The 14,565-nt window shown below is 59.4% G+C and carries 13 protein-coding genes; 5 read left to right on the top strand and 8 right to left on the bottom strand.

Annotated features, from left to right (window positions below; genetic code table 11):
• Nucleotides 1-27 precede the first annotated feature (27 nt).
• The 5 genes from gatB to RB602_RS06915 form a co-directional block, all read right to left on the bottom strand.
• The gene (gatB, locus tag RB602_RS06935) at nt 28-1,533 is read right to left on the bottom strand and encodes an Asp-tRNA(Asn)/Glu-tRNA(Gln) amidotransferase subunit GatB (protein ID WP_317084142.1); all 1,506 of its coding nucleotides are present in this window, start codon (nt 1,531-1,533) and stop codon (nt 28-30) included.
• Nucleotides 1,534-1,651: 118 nt separating this feature from the next.
• A complete protein-coding gene (locus tag RB602_RS06930; RefSeq protein WP_317084140.1) occupies nt 1,652-2,437 on the bottom strand; it encodes a hypothetical protein in 786 nt (261 codons plus the stop codon).
• Entirely contained in the window at nt 2,434-3,918 is a 1,485-nt protein-coding gene (gene gatA / locus RB602_RS06925; RefSeq protein ID WP_317084138.1) for an Asp-tRNA(Asn)/Glu-tRNA(Gln) amidotransferase subunit GatA, read from the bottom strand. Before gatA ends, RB602_RS06930 begins: the two co-directional genes overlap by 4 nt.
• Before the next feature lie 111 nt (nt 3,919-4,029).
• Entirely contained in the window at nt 4,030-4,332 is a 303-nt protein-coding gene (gene gatC, locus RB602_RS06920) for an Asp-tRNA(Asn)/Glu-tRNA(Gln) amidotransferase subunit GatC (protein WP_317084136.1), read from the bottom strand.
• A 68-nt stretch (nt 4,333-4,400) separates the two neighbouring features.
• A complete protein-coding gene (locus tag RB602_RS06915) occupies nt 4,401-6,128 on the bottom strand; it encodes a DUF4153 domain-containing protein (protein WP_317084134.1) in 1,728 nt (575 codons plus the stop codon).
• A 105-nt stretch (nt 6,129-6,233) separates the two neighbouring features.
• Between RB602_RS06915 and RB602_RS06910 the strand changes: the two genes are divergently transcribed.
• The 5 genes from RB602_RS06910 to RB602_RS06890 all read left to right on the top strand — a co-directional run bounded on the left by RB602_RS06910 (nt 6,234) and on the right by RB602_RS06890 (nt 10,665).
• Complete coding sequence (locus RB602_RS06910; protein ID WP_317084131.1) at nt 6,234-7,367, top strand: DUF3089 domain-containing protein; 1,134 nt, start codon at nt 6,234-6,236, stop codon at nt 7,365-7,367.
• Between the two features lie 172 nt (nt 7,368-7,539).
• Complete coding sequence (gene ruvX, locus RB602_RS06905; protein ID WP_317084129.1) at nt 7,540-8,031, top strand: Holliday junction resolvase RuvX; 492 nt, start codon at nt 7,540-7,542, stop codon at nt 8,029-8,031.
• 1 nt (nt 8,032) lies between these two features.
• Nucleotides 8,033-8,407 (top strand): hypothetical protein, encoded by a 375-nt coding sequence (locus tag RB602_RS06900; protein ID WP_317084128.1) that lies wholly within the window; start codon nt 8,033-8,035, stop codon nt 8,405-8,407.
• A 42-nt stretch (nt 8,408-8,449) separates the two neighbouring features.
• Entirely contained in the window at nt 8,450-9,442 is a 993-nt protein-coding gene (locus RB602_RS06895; RefSeq protein WP_317084126.1) for an aspartate carbamoyltransferase catalytic subunit, read from the top strand.
• Complete coding sequence (locus tag RB602_RS06890) at nt 9,439-10,665, top strand: dihydroorotase (RefSeq protein WP_317084125.1); 1,227 nt, start codon at nt 9,439-9,441, stop codon at nt 10,663-10,665. The genes RB602_RS06895 and RB602_RS06890 overlap by 4 nt, the downstream gene beginning before the upstream one ends.
• Nucleotides 10,666-10,751: 86 nt before the next feature.
• Here the strand turns inward: RB602_RS06890 and RB602_RS06885 are convergent, their stop codons facing one another.
• From RB602_RS06885 to ppdK, 3 genes are read right to left on the bottom strand one after another with little or no spacing between them, the layout of a single operon-like run.
• Entirely contained in the window at nt 10,752-11,288 is a 537-nt protein-coding gene (locus RB602_RS06885) for a DUF1254 domain-containing protein (RefSeq protein ID WP_317084123.1), read from the bottom strand.
• Complete coding sequence (locus RB602_RS06880; RefSeq protein ID WP_317084122.1) at nt 11,285-11,872, bottom strand: DUF1214 domain-containing protein; 588 nt, start codon at nt 11,870-11,872, stop codon at nt 11,285-11,287. The genes RB602_RS06885 and RB602_RS06880 overlap by 4 nt, the downstream gene beginning before the upstream one ends.
• Nucleotides 11,873-11,890: 18 nt before the next feature.
• A complete protein-coding gene (gene ppdK, locus RB602_RS06875) occupies nt 11,891-14,551 on the bottom strand; it encodes a pyruvate, phosphate dikinase (protein WP_317084121.1) in 2,661 nt (886 codons plus the stop codon).
• Nucleotides 14,552-14,565 lie beyond the last annotated feature (14 nt).

The raw sequence follows: 14,565 nt of genomic DNA, 5'->3' as shown, positions 1-14,565 counted from the left end.
ATGCAATATGTGACGCTCAGGGTCGACCTAGCTGTTCAAAGCCTTTTTCAGCAGCTCATTGACAATCTGCGGATTGGCCTTGCCCTGCATCGCTTTCATCGTCTGGCCGACAAAGAAACCGAACAGCTTGTCCTTGCCGCCCTTATATTGTTCGACCTTGTCGGCATTATTGGCGAGGATGTCGCTGATCGCGGCTTCGATTGCGCCGGTATCAGAGGTTTGTTGCAGCCCTTCGGTCTCGGCGATTTCGGCAGGGTCGCGGCCGGTTTTGAGCAGGATTTCGTAGATTTCCTTCGCCTGCCCGCCTGAGCTGCTGCCCTTGTCGACCATCGCCAGAATGGCGGCATTGGCGCTGGCGCTATTGTGCTCGAGATTAGCCTCTTCGCCCAGCGATTTGATCACGCCGGGCGCGACCGAGAGGATCCAGTTGGCGACCTGTGTGGCGACCTTGGGTTCGGGCTTGCCGATAGCGGTGGCGGCTTCCGCGAGCAGTTCCTCGAAACGCTGCGCCGTTTCTACTTCGGCGGTCAGGACAGCGGCGTTATAAGCGGTAAGGCCCAGCTCGCCTTCATAACGCGCCCGCTTGGCGTCGGGCAGTTCGGGGAGCGAAGCTTTGCATTCCTCGAGAAACTCATCATCCAGCTCGACCGGCAGCAGATCGGGATCGGGGAAATAGCGATAGTCATGCGCGTCCTCTTTGGAGCGCATAGAACGGGTTTCGCCCTTATCCGGATCGAACAGGCGGGTTTCCTGTACCACGCGACCGCCGCTTTCCAGAACATCGACCTGACGATTGGCTTCAAATTCAATAACCTGCTGCAGGAAGCGGACCGAATTGACGTTTTTGGTCTCGGTTCGAGTGCCGAATTCCTCACCCGGCTTGCGCACCGAAACATTGACATCGGCGCGCATCGAACCCTGTTCCATATTGCCGTCGCACGAGCCGACATAGCGCAGGATCGAACGCAGCTTGCGGACATAGGCACCGGCTTCTTGCGGGCTGCGCATATCGGGGCGCGAGACGATTTCCATCAGCGCCACGCCAGAGCGATTGAGGTCAACATAGGACATGGTCGGATGCTGATCATGCATCAGCTTGCCGGCATCCTGCTCGACATGGATGCGCTCAATGCCGATCGATTTGCCCGGTGCATCGGGGTTCTTCTCGTCGAGCGAAACCTCAATCTCGCCCTCACCCACAATCGGGTGGAAGAGCTGGCTGATCTGATAGCCCTGCGGCAGATCGGCATAGAAATAATTCTTCCGGTCGAACCGCGACCAGGGATTGATCTGCGCATTCAGCGCCATACCGGTGCGTACCGCCTGGCGGATGCACTCCTTGTTCGGTACTGGGAGCATGCCGGGCATCGCGGCATCGACCAGCGACACCTGGGTATTGGGCTCAGCGCCAAATTCGGTCGCCGCGCCGGAGAACAGCTTGGACTGGCTGGTGATCTGGGCATGCACCTCAAGGCCGATCACGACCTCCCACTCACCGGTTGCGCCCTGCACTCTATAGGTTGATTCTGTCATATCTCATTCCCAAATTCGTCATGCTGAACTTGTTTCAGCATCTGGCTGGCAAGCGAAGCGCTTTTGGCCTGAGACCCTGAAACAAGTTCAGGGTGACGATAGTGTATTATTCAGTCCTCTAAGGTCCTACCTTACCAATCGGCGTATCGCCCGGAAATTCATCGCATTTATTGTCCGCAAACTGGCCGCGTTCCCATGGGAAAACCGGGGCCTTATAGAATTCCGCGACACAGGCCGGGACTTCCTTCTCGCCGATACGGCCCTGATTTTGCAGCCAGGTGCATTGCGCCAGACCGGCCATGACATAGCTGCCGGTGGTGCCGGTGCGGCGCGAGTTGAAGGCATCGGCGCCATCATCGACCATCACAATGCTGCCATCCATATCAACCAGCGTGTGCGCCGTCTCATGCGCGATAATCCGTATTGCGCAGCTGCGCTCAACCACATCTTCCGATGCCCAGAGTGTCAGCGTTTCCTGCGGCACCTGCATCCGCCAGCCGAGCCGATCATAGCCGGTAAAGGCGCGCTTCTCGCCCAGTGTGATCGGCGTTGCATTAAAGCGATAATCGCCGACCGGATCCTGAAAATTGCTCGCGGTCCATGCAGCGGAGCGATAGCCGAGTTTGCCGTTGATGAAGAGTTCCGGATATTGCCCGCTCATCGCGATAGCATTTTCCAGAAACCGGTTCGAGGTCATCACCTGCAGCGTCTCATCGGCGATCTGCTGCAAAGCGGTGGCCGATTCTGCGGGGGTATCCTCAGCAACGGTCAGCACCGGGCCATAATATTGCTCGGTCTCCGCGCTTCCTGCCATGGTGCCGCGGTGGATGGGCGGTTCAACCAATGAGCAACTGGTCAGAGCAACCGCTGCCAGAGCGACCGAGGCTAAGCGAAAGGCTATCACCACCACGCCTCTGGACGGGCGGCAAAGCCTGCACGCTGTTCAATGGCGAGGCCCGCGTTGAGAACGCCCTGCTCGTCGAGCTCTTTGCCGATAATCTGCAAGCCCAAGGGCAGACCCTGACTGTCCAGCCCGCCGGGTACGGACATGGCCGGAAGCCCCGCCATAGAAGCCGGCACAGCAAAAACGTCGTTGAGATACATCGCAATCGGATCGTTGCTTTTCTCGCCCAGGCCGAAGGACGCACTCGGTGCAGTCGGGGTCAGCAGCACATCGCATTGCTGCCATACCTGCTCAAAATCGCGTGCAATCAACGTGCGAACCTTTTGCGCCTGGGTGTAATAGGCATCATAAAAGCCCGCTGACAGCACATAGGTGCCGATCATGATGCGGCGCTTCACCTCTGCGCCAAACCCCGCCTCGCGTGTCTCGGCATACATATCCTGCAGGCCTGCACCATCAGGCAGCTCGCGATGACCATAACGCACGCCATCATAGCGCGCGAGATTGGATGACGCCTCGGCCGGCGCGATGATATAATAGGCGGGCAGCGCATATTTGGTGTGCGGCAGCGAGACCTCGACAATCTCCGCGCCCGCATCTTTGAGCCATGCCGCGCCCTGATCCCAAAGCGCATTGATTTCGGCTGGCGTGCCGTCAATGCGGTACTCTTTCGGGATGCCGACACGCTTGCCTTTCAGATCGGCATTGAGACCCGCTTCCCAGTTAGGCACCGGCGCATTGAGCGAGGTGGAATCTTTCGGGTCATAGCCCGCCATAGCCTCGAGCATGATCGCGCAATCGGTGACATCGCGCGCCATCGAGCCCGCCTGATCGAGCGAGCTGGCAAAGGCAATAATGCCCCAGCGTGAGCAGCGGCCATAGGTCGGCTTGATGCCGCTAATGCCGGTAAACGCCGCAGGCTGTCGGATCGAGCCGCCGGTATCGGTGCCGGTCGCGCCCGGACACAGCCGCGCCGCAACCGCTGCGGACGAACCGCCCGAAGAGCCTCCAGGTGACATATCGGTATTGCCACCATCATTGCGCCGCCAGGGCGAAACGACGTTGCCAAAGGCGCTGGTCTCATTCGACGAACCCATGGCAAACTGGTCCATGTTCAGCTTGCCCAGCATCCCCGCGCCCGCGGCGAACAGCTTGCCCGAAACAGTGGATTCATAGGTTGGCGTAAAGCCATCAAGAATCGCGCTGGCAGCCCGTGCCTCCACGCCCTCGGTGCAGAACAGGTCTTTCATGCCGATGGGCACGCCAGCCAAAGGTGCCAGCTCTTCGCCTGCGGCTTTCGCTTTGTCGGCAGCATCGGCTGCAGCGAGCGCGTGATCCGGCGTCTCGATCAGAAACGCATTGAGCGCCTTGGCCTTGGACACCTGCTCAATATGCGCCTCGGCCACTTCGCGCGCGCTGAAGCTTCCGGCGCGCACGCCGTCGCGGATTTCCTTAATACCAAGATCAGTTAAATTGCTCATTTATACATTCCGTTAGCCCTGAGCCTGTCGAAGGGCGCTTATCGACTTGGTGCCATGCTGAGAAACGGGCTTCGACAAGCTCAGCCCTGACGGTGTCTTTAACAAAACACACTATTCAATCACCTTTGGCACACCAAAGAAGCCATGCTCGGCCATCGGTGCGTTGGCCAGCACCTTGTCGCGCACGCCGCCTGCAGTTTGCGGATCAGCATTGATCACATCGTCACGCAGACGTTGCTTATTGTGAATCACAGAGGCCATTGGCTCGACGCCAGTGACATCAACTTCGCCCAGCTGCTCGACCCAGTGGAGAATATTATTGAGCTCCGGCACCAGCCCGGCGATTTCCTCGTCGGGCATGGCAATCCGCGCCAACACAGCCATTTTGCGGACATCATCTTCGTTTACAGACATGATTTTGCCGCTAGCACCGCCTATTCACCGCTTCAAGCGCTTTGCGAAACTGCGCTGCGGAAAAGTCATTATTCGAAGCTGTCGCCGACCGCTTTGCCATCCACAAAGACCTGACGCCGCTCAATCGTGCGGATTTCAACTTTGGTCTCTTCGGTCACCGTCTCGACTTTGTCGCTATTGGTGTAAGCCGTATGTATGGAGCGCCATTGACCGTCTTCCAGCGCAAAAGAGCGCCGCGAGACCGGGCATCCATCGCATTGTTGCCCAACCACAAAGACCCGGCTTTCGCCGTCCCAGATGACCTTACAGGCGCTGAACTTGCATTGCTGTGATCCCAACAGTTTTTCGCGTAATGCCTCTGGCAGCGGCCGGTCCGGCTGGACCAGGTAGATTTCGCGTTCCTGCTCCAGCTTGATGTCGTCGTCATATTCCCAACGATTGTCCGCATCGAGCGCCAATTGCGCCTGCTTTGCGCGCTCGCCCTCACCTTTGGCCATCTCTTCCGCCTTTGCGCGGCCAGTGGGGCCAAATTGCCGTGCCAGCGCATAATAGTCGAAATCCTCTTCGCTAACCGCGCCGCTTTCCAGCCGCGCCAGCTGATCGCGCGCCGACCATGCGCCAAAGTCGACAAACGGCATAGCCAGCAACAGCGCAATCACGCACAGCGCGACCGACAGCCGCACATTGGCCGGGCGCAGGCGCTCGCTCCATCCGCTCCGCCCCAAAGCGACACAGGCGAGATAGGCCAGACCATAAGCGCTGGCGATGGCAACAATCAGCAGCACCCAAAAGCGCTCGGGCGTAAAGCCATGCTGATCAATGCGCAGGCCAATGGACACCGCGGAAATTACGGCCAGCGGCAATATGGTTAGCGCCAATATCATGGCGCTTATCTTCAGAAGGCGCGACTGGCTCGCCTCTTCGGGGCTGTTGCGGATCACTGCGTTGGCGAGAATAACCGCAGCAACGGCGCAGCTTATCAGAATTGGCGTCGTATTCTTGGTCGCGGCCCATAGTTCATCAAGGCCGGTAAACAGCAGTGAGATCAGGAACAGCGCCAGCGCAGCCGCCAAAAATGGCGCGAGGATGGAAAGCACAATCAACGCCACCCGCTGCAACACGCCAAGCAGCCCGGCATTTTCGCGCAATACGCCCAAAGCTGCGCCAAAGCTTAGCCCGCTAAACACCCAGCCGAACCAGTCCTCGCGCATCAACTCTTGAATGAAATCGATATTGATCAGCTGAAACAGCACACTGATAAGGGTCAGCAACAGCCAGCTTGCGCCGAGAAACGCCATGGAGGCGGCACCGACAACCACATCGGACCAGCTATAGAAATGCAGCCGATCATAAGGCAGTGCACGCGGCGTATCTTCAGGATTATCTCGTATCGTCTGAAACAGCGGTACAGAAATCAGCAATGCGGCAACACCAGCGGCAAAGCTCCAGTTCCAATAATAGCCATATTCCCAATAGCCGCTGACCCACCATGCAATCGCCGCAATGATCGCGCCCGCTATAAGTGCAAAGATCACGCTCCACAAAATGCGACGCTGTTCCAGTGCAAAGGCTGCACCCAGGCCGCCAAAGAAGAAAAATGCTGCCCCGGCAGCGCGCCATTGCGGCAAGGGATCGTCATAGGCGCGCATGTCCTGCTGCCAAAAGATATGGACCAGCAATCCGCAAATTCCGAGCAATAGTGAGAGCAGCCAAGGCCGCAACGGCCAGCCGCCATCGCCAGTGTCTGCAACCGCACTGCTTGCGGCTGTGCCGGACATGCTATCCGCTGTGTTCATTGCGTTTCACCCTTTGCGTGCCTGAAAGACCCTGACTATATGGCAGGGAAGCACAATCCTGTCGCGACCCACCTATCGGTCATAACCTTTTGTCGGAGCAAGCATTTGGCTCGTAAATTTCTCTATGTCTTTGCCTTTATGATCGTTCTGGTGATCGCCGGGCTCACCGTGTTGCGCCTGTTTCCGAAAGAGCTGTCGCAATTCTATTTTGTTCCGACCGTAGAATATGTCGAGCAGGAGCTGATGGCGGAAACCGCTTATGCGCCGGTCGATATGTGGTTCTCGCGGCCGGAGATTAGCGAGAATAATCAGGTGCTGTGGACGCCCGAGGGTTATGAGGCTGCAAAAGACCCGAAGGTCCATACCTTTTATGTGCATCCCACGTCCTATCTTGCCGCCGATAACTGGAATGCGCCGCTGGATGACAAGGAATCCCAGGACCGCGCACGAATTTTCCTGCGCAGTCAGGCGAGCGTGTTCAACGGCATCAGCCATATCTGGGCACCGCGCTATCGTCAGGCCGCAATAGGTGCCTTTATGACCGACAAGCCTGAAGCGGGCAAAGCGCTGGATGCGGCCTATAAGGATGTCGATACCGCCTTTGCAGAGTTTCTCCGCGATATTCCCGAAGACGCGCCGATCATTCTTGGCGGGCATAGCCAGGGGGCGCTGCACCTCACCTATTTGCTGCAGAACCGGATTGCCGGAAAGCCGGTCGCGGATCGTATCGTCGCGGCCTATATTGTCGGCTGGCCGATATCGGTGGTGAATGACCTGCCCGCCATGGGCATGGCCGGATGCGAAGCGCCGGATCAGACCGGCTGTATCCTTAGCTGGCAGAGCTTTGCCGAACCGGCGGAAACTGATCTGATTCTCTCCGCCTATGATTCAACCACCGGCTTTGATGGCCAATCACGCGCGGGACAGCCTGCGCTCTGCGTCAATCCGGTGAGCGGTGTGGTCAATGACGAGACGACGAAAGAAGAGAATATCGGCACGCTGGTTCCGAATGAAAAGCTGACCGATGGCGAGATTGTCGCCGGAGAAGTCCCGGCACGCTGCGATGAACGCGGGTTTCTGAAAATCGGTGATCCGCCCGAGCTGGGCAATTATGTGCTGCCGGGCAATAATTACCATGTCTATGACTATCCGCTGTTCTGGGCCAATATCCGTGCTGATGCAGAACGGAGGGTGGCGGCATTTCTGGGCGAGGATAGCACTGGAGATGACAGCGAGTGATCGAGGCAATTTCCAGATCCTCTTATTCTCACGCGGAGGCGCGGAGACGCGGAGATATTGGCCAGTATTTACTCCGCGTCTCCGCGCCTCCGCGTGGACCACATATAGTACAAGCGGCAGGTGCCCCTCCACCAGCTTCGCTGGTCCCCCTCCCCGTGCCGGGGAGGATTTAATGCTCACGACCGATCCCGCCCAATTTCGCGAGGCTCTGCCAGAAGGCGGGCGGTTGATGGGGCTGGATGTGGGCAGCAAGACCATCGGTGTTGCCTTTTGTGATGCCGGGTGGAGCATTGCCTCGGCTGACAAAACCCTACCACGGGGCAAGTTCAGCAAGGATGCGGACAAGCTACGTGTGATTATAGCTGAGCAGAATATTGTCGGCTTGGTCATCGGCCTGCCGCTCTCGCTCGATGGCCGCGATACGCCGCAAACGCAGTCCACCCGCGCCTTTGCCCGCAACCTTGCCATATTGGAGTTGCCGATACTGCTATGGGATGAGCGATGGTCCACCATGGCAGTTGAACGCGCGATGATCGCCGCCGATGTCAGCCGCGCCAAACGCGCCGCGCAGGTCGATGCCAAGGCAGCGGAATATATCCTGCAAGGCGCGATTGATGCGCTGGTGCAAAGCGTGATTCCGGACTCACCGAATCAAGAGGATTGATATGTCTGCAATTTCCTGTGCGCTCGGAATAGTCTTCGTCCTCGCCATAGCCGCCTTGCATATTTCAGGATTTGGAGAGTTCACCAGCCAGATGAATGCGAGCAATGCTTCTGATTTTCTGAAGGACATGTTCCCGATCCTCTACATCATGCCGAGCCTATACCTGTGCGCTCTGGCTATTTTCGGCATGTTGGCCCTTGCCATGCCCGCCATGCGAAAGCCGATCTGTTTGATCCTGTCAGTTGCCGTATTCAGCTGTGGCGCTCTGGCGCTATTACTCAATGAATGGATACCCGTTGTCGTCATGGGGGCGGGTGCGCTGCTTTTTCTTGCTGCCGCCTTCACAACAACAGCGGGACAAAGCGAGCCGCGTTAGCCCTTGCGGTTAGAGGCCACTGAGCCTAATGCTCCCATTTTAATGACAGCGACAGATTCTCCCGCCTATCCGTCCTTCCCTGAAGGTTCGGATGCCTTTCCGCACCGCAATTTGCTGGGCATAGCTGGCTTGCAGCCCTGGGAAATCCAGTATCTTCTGGCCGAGGCCGAGCAATGGGTCGCGCTCAATCAGCAATCGTCCAAACATGATGACCGGCTCGCTGGCCTCACCGTTATCAACGCCTTTTTCGAGAATTCCACCCGTACGCTGCTGTCGTTCGAGATTGCCGGTAAACGCCTCGGTGCCGACGTGGTGAATATGCATGCAGCGCAGTCGAGCATCAAAAAGGGCGAAACGCTGATCGACACCGCGATGACGCTCAACGCCATGCGCGCTGATGCGATTGTCATTCGCCATGGCAGTTCGGGTGCAGTCCAGCTGATTGCCGACAAGGTTGATTGCCCGGTGCTCAATGCCGGCGATGGCAGCCATGAGCATCCGACTCAGGCGCTGCTCGATGCGCTCACCATCCGCCGCCGCAAGGGTGAGATTGGTGGCCTCAAAATCGCCATTTGCGGCGACATTTTGCACAGCCGTGTGGCAAGATCGAATATCATCTGTCTCACCACATTGGGCGCGGAGGTGCGCGTGGTCGGCCCGCCCTCGTTAATGCCGAACGCGATTGAGGCGATGCAGGTCACCGCCTTTACCGATTTTGATGCAGCGCTGGACGGCGTCGATGTGGTGATGATGCTGCGGCTGCAAAATGAGCGGATGCAGGGGCAGTTTATCCCCTCCACCCGCGAATATCGGCGGCTTTATGGCCTTACCGAAGAACGCCTGACGCGCGCCGCTCCTGATGCGCTGGTGATGCACCCCGGCCCGATGAATCGCGGCGTCGAGATTGACAGTAATGTCGCCGATGACCCCAGCCGCTCCAGCGTCACCGAACAGGTGGAGATGGGCGTAGCGATGCGCATGGCCTGTCTCGATGTGCTGACCCGCAGAGCGCGCAAGGTGGAGGGCTGGTCATGAGCAATTCCACCAGCATCACCAATGGCCGTCTGATCCTGCCCGATGGTAGCATATCCGAAAACGGCTCACTCAGCATGGCGGGTGACGAGATCAGCGCGATCAATCCCGACACTGCCCCAAGCGATGCTCTGGACGCAAAAGGCCAATATGTCGCGCCCGGCATTATCGATCTCGGCGTGTTCGCGGTCGATAAACCCGCCTTTCACTTCGGCGGCATCACCCGGGCTGCGGTGATGCCCGACCAGAACCCGCCGCTCGACCATCCAGCGCGGGTGCGCTTTGTCGCACAATCGGGAAAGCCGGATTTCTGGGTGCATCCACTGGGCGGCGCCACACGCGAACTGGCGGGCAGCGAAATGGCCGAACTGGCGCTGATGCAGGATGCCGGGGCGCGCGGTGTCGCAACCGGACGCGGCTGGATCGCCGATAGCGGCACGATGTTGCGGCTGATGCAATATTGCGCCGCGCTCGATCTACCGCTGTTTGTCCATAGCGAAGACGAAGGGCTGACCGGGAAAGCGGTTGCGACCGATGGCGAAATGGCACTGCGCCTTGGTCTTCCATCCGCCCCGGCCGAAGCCGAAGCGATATCCATCGCCCGCGATATCGCGCTGGTGCGCCTGAGCGGCGCGCATCTGCATTTCCGGCAAGTGACGACGCGCGCCGGTCTCGACCTGATCCGCGCTGCCAAGGCCGAGGGGCTATCCGTCACCTGCGGCATTACCCCGGCGCATTTTATGCTCTCGGATGTGGCGCTTGGCGGTTTCCGCACCTTTACCCGCCTGTCGCCACCGTTGCGCAGTGAGGATGACCGTCAGGCCTGTCTCGAGGCGCTGGCCGATGGCACGATTGATGTCATCGCCTCCGGCCATGATCCGCGCGGCCCTGAAGATAAACGCCTGCCCTTTGCCGATGCCGAACCAGGTATGGCGGGCGCGGAGACATTGCTCGCCCTCACCCTGAATCTGGTGCGCGACAAGGTGCTGAGCCTCTCTGATGCTATCGCCAAGCTGACTTCAAATCCTGCTGCTATTCTTAGCGTCGATGCCGGGCAACTCGCCGAGGGCATGGAAGCCGATATCATGGTGTTCGACATGGACCGGCCATGGGTCGTCGATTCAGCAAAAATGGAAGCAGCGGCGGGGAATACGCCATTTGACAAGATGCCGGTTCAGGGCCGGGTAACCGCGCTATTCAAGGGTGGCAGGCAGATCGCCCTGTAACCTCTACCCGTTCGTGTCGAGCGAAGTCGAGACACCGTTCTCTGCTTGCAATAGCCTCTCGACTTCGCTCGAGGCGAACGGAACCTTTAGCGCAGCACAATCGGCTCGCACGTCGATTTGCTGCGGATCGGGTCAATCGCATCAAATTCGCTGCGATCCTTCATCAGCACCCGCACCAGCGCGATGCCCTTATTGCCGGGCACCTGCACCTTCTCGCCGGTCTTGTTGACCAGCTGATCAAAGCGGCCAACGACAACATCTATCGATTCGCCGCCCGTATCGCGGTCGCTGCGGACATAGACGGCATTGGTTTCCTCATCGAACACCGTCAGTGACCAATAATGATCGGGCACAGCCTCGGCATGAACCCGCAAAGGCGCCTTGTGCAGATCAAAGGGGCAGATGGAATAGAGCAGATCGGGACTGGGCCGCACGACATCACGTGATGAGGCATCAACCAGCGGCACATGCGACATGACATTGGGCTCGCCCACGCGTTCGGTAATGCTGTCCCAGGCTCGGCCCATGATGTAGCTTGGTGCCTGGCTGAATACGCCAAAATAGCCGCCGATGCCCGAAGCCAGCAGCAGCATGACGCCGAAGACTATGCTTTGCGGCCTCATTGGGCGCATGCCAGCCGGGTGACGGTCGGCAAGGTTACGCTGTCCTTGCCCTCAAGCAACGTTTTTGACGGGTGATAGGTGCGCAGCGTCAATTCAAACGGTGCATCCGCCACGACTTCTATCCACTTGCCACCCGATGCGACCGTGTTGTCAGGGCCAACGACGAACGACCAATTCCCTTGCTCCTCCGCTGGCAATGCGCCGCTGCCCACCGAGTAATGACCGCTATCATTGGGAAGCAGATAGCCGTCAAGATCATAGGCGGTGACGCTCCACCAGCGCGCGGGCAGCGCGCCGCCGCTGACGCGATAGTGACAATTGCCGCTCAGCGCCTCGCCTTCGCTATCGACCGCCGCATTGTAATAGACCGCCTCGCTATCGGGCAGCGCCAGCAGCCCACGCAGCGCAACAACCGCACGGGTGCGCATATCGGCATAGCGGCTGCCGATATTCTCCGCGGTTTTCCATGGGCCGTTGGCGATGCCCATTGTCGTACTGTCATTGCGCAACTGCCATGCCGCCAGACCACCACCGGCACCAAGGCCGAGAAGGATGCACAACAGATAGCCGAGAAAACGCAGCATCAATGCTCCTGCTGGCGATTAGCTTTTGAGCGCTGCCTGCGCCGCCGCCAGCCGCGCAATCGGCACACGATAGGGCGAGGCGCTGACATAGTCGAGGCCGACATGATCGCAGAACGCGATACTCGCCGGATCGCCGCCATGCTCGCCGCAAATGCCGAGCTTGATATCGGGCCGGGTGGCGCGGCCTTTCTCAACCGCAATCTCGATCAACTGGCCGACACCCTCAATATCCAGGCTGACAAACGGATCACGCGGATAAATGCCTTTATCGACATATTGGCCGAGGAAACGCGCCGCATCATCGCGGGAAACGCCCAGAGCTGTCTGCGTCAAGTCATTGGTTCCAAAGCTGAAAAACTCGCCCTCATTGGCGATATGGTCGGCCATCAGCGCGGCGCGTGGCAGTTCGATCATGGTGCCGACCAGATAGGCAATCTCACGGCCCTTTTCGGCGAAGACGGCCTTGGCGGTGCTGTCGACAACATCGCGCATCAGCGCCAGTTCCTTGCGGGTGGCGACCAGCGGGATCATCACCTCGGGGATCGGCGCTTCGCCGCTGGCCTCGGCAACATCGCACGCCGCTTCAAAGATCGCCCGCGCCTGCATCTCGTATATTTCCGGATAGGTCACGCCGAGACGACAGCCGCGATGGCCAAGCATCGGGTTGAATTCATGCAACTCGGCAACCCGGCGCTTGAGTGTTTCGACGCCCACGTCAGCCGCTTCGGCCACTTCGGCGAATTCCGCCTCACCATGCGGCAGGAATTCATGCAGCGGCGGATCGAGCAGGCGGATCGTCACCGGCAGGCCGACCATGATCTCGAAAATCCGGGCAAAATCGGCGCGCTGTTCGGGCAGCAATTTCGCCAGCGCCGCGCGGCGGCCCTCTTCATTCTCGGCCAGGATCATCTGGCGCACTGCGGTAATCCGGGCACTGTCAAAGAACATATGCTCGGTGCGGCACAGGCCAATGCCCTCCGCACCGAAATCGCGCGCGGTCTGGCAATCGAGCGGCGTCTCGGCATTGGTGCGCACCGCGAGACGGCGCACCTTGTCGGCCCAGCCCATCAACGTGCCAAAATCGCCGACCAGCTCGGGTTGGATCGTCGGCACTTCGCCCGCCATCACTTCGCCGGTCGAGCCGTCAATGGTCAGCACATCGCCCTCGCGGAATTCACGCCCTGTAATCGTCAGCGTCCCCGCCTTGGCATCGATGGTGAGACCACCCGCACCCGAGACACAGGGCCGCCCCATGCCGCGCGCTACCACGGCGGCGTGGCTGGTCATGCCGCCGCGCGCAGTCAAAATGCCCTTGGCCGCATGCATGCCGTGAATATCTTCCGGCGATGTCTCAACGCGCACCAATATCACGCTGTCGCCCATCTCGTTGCGGCGCTCGGCGGTATCGGCATCGAACACGATCACACCAGACGCCGCGCCGGGCGATGCCGGCAGGCCGTTGGTCAGTACATCGCGCGCGGCATCCGGGTCGAGCGTCGGGTGCAGCAGCTGATCGAGCGCCATCGGATCGACGCGCAGCACGGCTTCCTGCTCGCTGATCAGGCCCTCGCCTGCCATATCGACCGCGATCTTCAGCGCTGCCTTGGCGGTGCGCTTGCCGCTGCGGGTCTGCAGCATCCATAGCTGGCCGCGCTCCACGGTGAACTCAATATCCTGCATATCGCGATAATGCGCTTCAAGCAGATCAAACACCCGCGCAAGCTCGGCATAGGTTTCGGGCATCGCCTCTTCCATGGAGAGCGGCTTGGCCCCCGCCTCTTCGCGCGCGGCTTTGGTCAGATATTGCGGCGTGCGGATACCGGCGACGACATCCTCGCCCTGCGCATTGACTAGCCATTCGCCATAATAGGCATGCGTGCCATCAGACGGGTTGCGGGTAAAGGCCACGCCGGTGGCCGAGGTTTCGCCCATATTGCCGAACACCATCGCCTGCACATTAACCGCGGTGCCCCAGTCGGCGGGAATATCATTCAACCGGCGATAGACCTTGGCCCGCTCCGACTGCCATGACCCGAACACCGCCGAGATCGCCCCCCAAAGCTGTTCCTCGGCATCCTGCGGGAAAGGCTTGCCCCATTCGCGCTCGACAATCTCTTTATACTCGCCGACCAGCGCCTGCCAGTGGCTCGATTCCATCTCGGTATCGAGGAAGAAGCCATTGTCTTCCTTGATGATTTCCAGCGCTTCCTCAAACAGGTCATGCTCCAGACCGAGCACCACATCGGAATACATCTGGATGAAGCGGCGATAGCTGTCCCAGGCGAAACGCTCATCGCCAGAAATGCTCGCCAGCCCGGCAACGGTGGCGTCATTCAGGCCAAGATTGAGCACCGTGTCCATCATCCCCGGCATCGACACCCGCGCGCCCGAGCGCACCGAGACCAGCAGCGGATCATCGGCGCCGCCAAAGCTTTTGCCGGTAATCGCCTCGATATGTTTGACGCCCGCGGCGACATCGGCCTTCAGGCTTTCGGGGAAGCGCTCGCCATCATCATAATAGCGGGTGCACATCTCGGTCGAGATGGTGAAGCCCGGCGGCACCGGCAGGCCAATCGCCGCCATTTCCGCGAGATTCGCGCCCTTGCCACCAAGCAGATTGCGATCATCCGCACTCCCCTCGGCCACGCCGCCGCCAAATTTGTAAACATATTGGGTCATGAGTTGGTTTCCAT

Source organism: Parasphingorhabdus sp. SCSIO 66989 (genome assembly GCF_032852305.1).
Taxonomy (GTDB): domain Bacteria; phylum Pseudomonadota; class Alphaproteobacteria; order Sphingomonadales; family Sphingomonadaceae; genus Alterisphingorhabdus; species Alterisphingorhabdus coralli.
Note: the sequence above shows the minus strand (reverse complement) of the source record. Positions and strands in the feature narration are given on the sequence as shown.

What these genes read in the sequence shown, in the direction of transcription:
- gatB (WP_317084142.1), bottom strand. Translation starts at nt 1,533, where the DNA reads ATGACAGAATCAACCTATAGAGTGCAGGGCGCAACCGGTGAGTGGGAG.
- gatA (WP_317084138.1), bottom strand. Translation starts at nt 3,918, where the DNA reads ATGAGCAATTTAACTGATCTTGGTATTAAGGAAATCCGCGACGGCGTG.
- gatC (WP_317084136.1), bottom strand. Translation starts at nt 4,332, where the DNA reads ATGTCTGTAAACGAAGATGATGTCCGCAAAATGGCTGTGTTGGCGCGG.
- RB602_RS06915 (WP_317084134.1), bottom strand. Translation starts at nt 6,128, where the DNA reads ATGAACACAGCGGATAGCATGTCCGGCACAGCCGCAAGCAGTGCGGTT.
- ruvX (WP_317084129.1), top strand. Translation starts at nt 7,540, where the DNA reads ATGCTCACGACCGATCCCGCCCAATTTCGCGAGGCTCTGCCAGAAGGC.
- RB602_RS06900 (WP_317084128.1), top strand. Translation starts at nt 8,033, where the DNA reads ATGTCTGCAATTTCCTGTGCGCTCGGAATAGTCTTCGTCCTCGCCATA.
- RB602_RS06895 (WP_317084126.1), top strand. Translation starts at nt 8,450, where the DNA reads ATGACAGCGACAGATTCTCCCGCCTATCCGTCCTTCCCTGAAGGTTCG.
- RB602_RS06890 (WP_317084125.1), top strand. Translation starts at nt 9,439, where the DNA reads ATGAGCAATTCCACCAGCATCACCAATGGCCGTCTGATCCTGCCCGAT.
- RB602_RS06885 (WP_317084123.1), bottom strand. Translation starts at nt 11,288, where the DNA reads ATGAGGCCGCAAAGCATAGTCTTCGGCGTCATGCTGCTGCTGGCTTCG.
- RB602_RS06880 (WP_317084122.1), bottom strand. Translation starts at nt 11,872, where the DNA reads ATGCTGCGTTTTCTCGGCTATCTGTTGTGCATCCTTCTCGGCCTTGGT.
- ppdK (WP_317084121.1), bottom strand. Translation starts at nt 14,551, where the DNA reads ATGACCCAATATGTTTACAAATTTGGCGGCGGCGTGGCCGAGGGGAGT.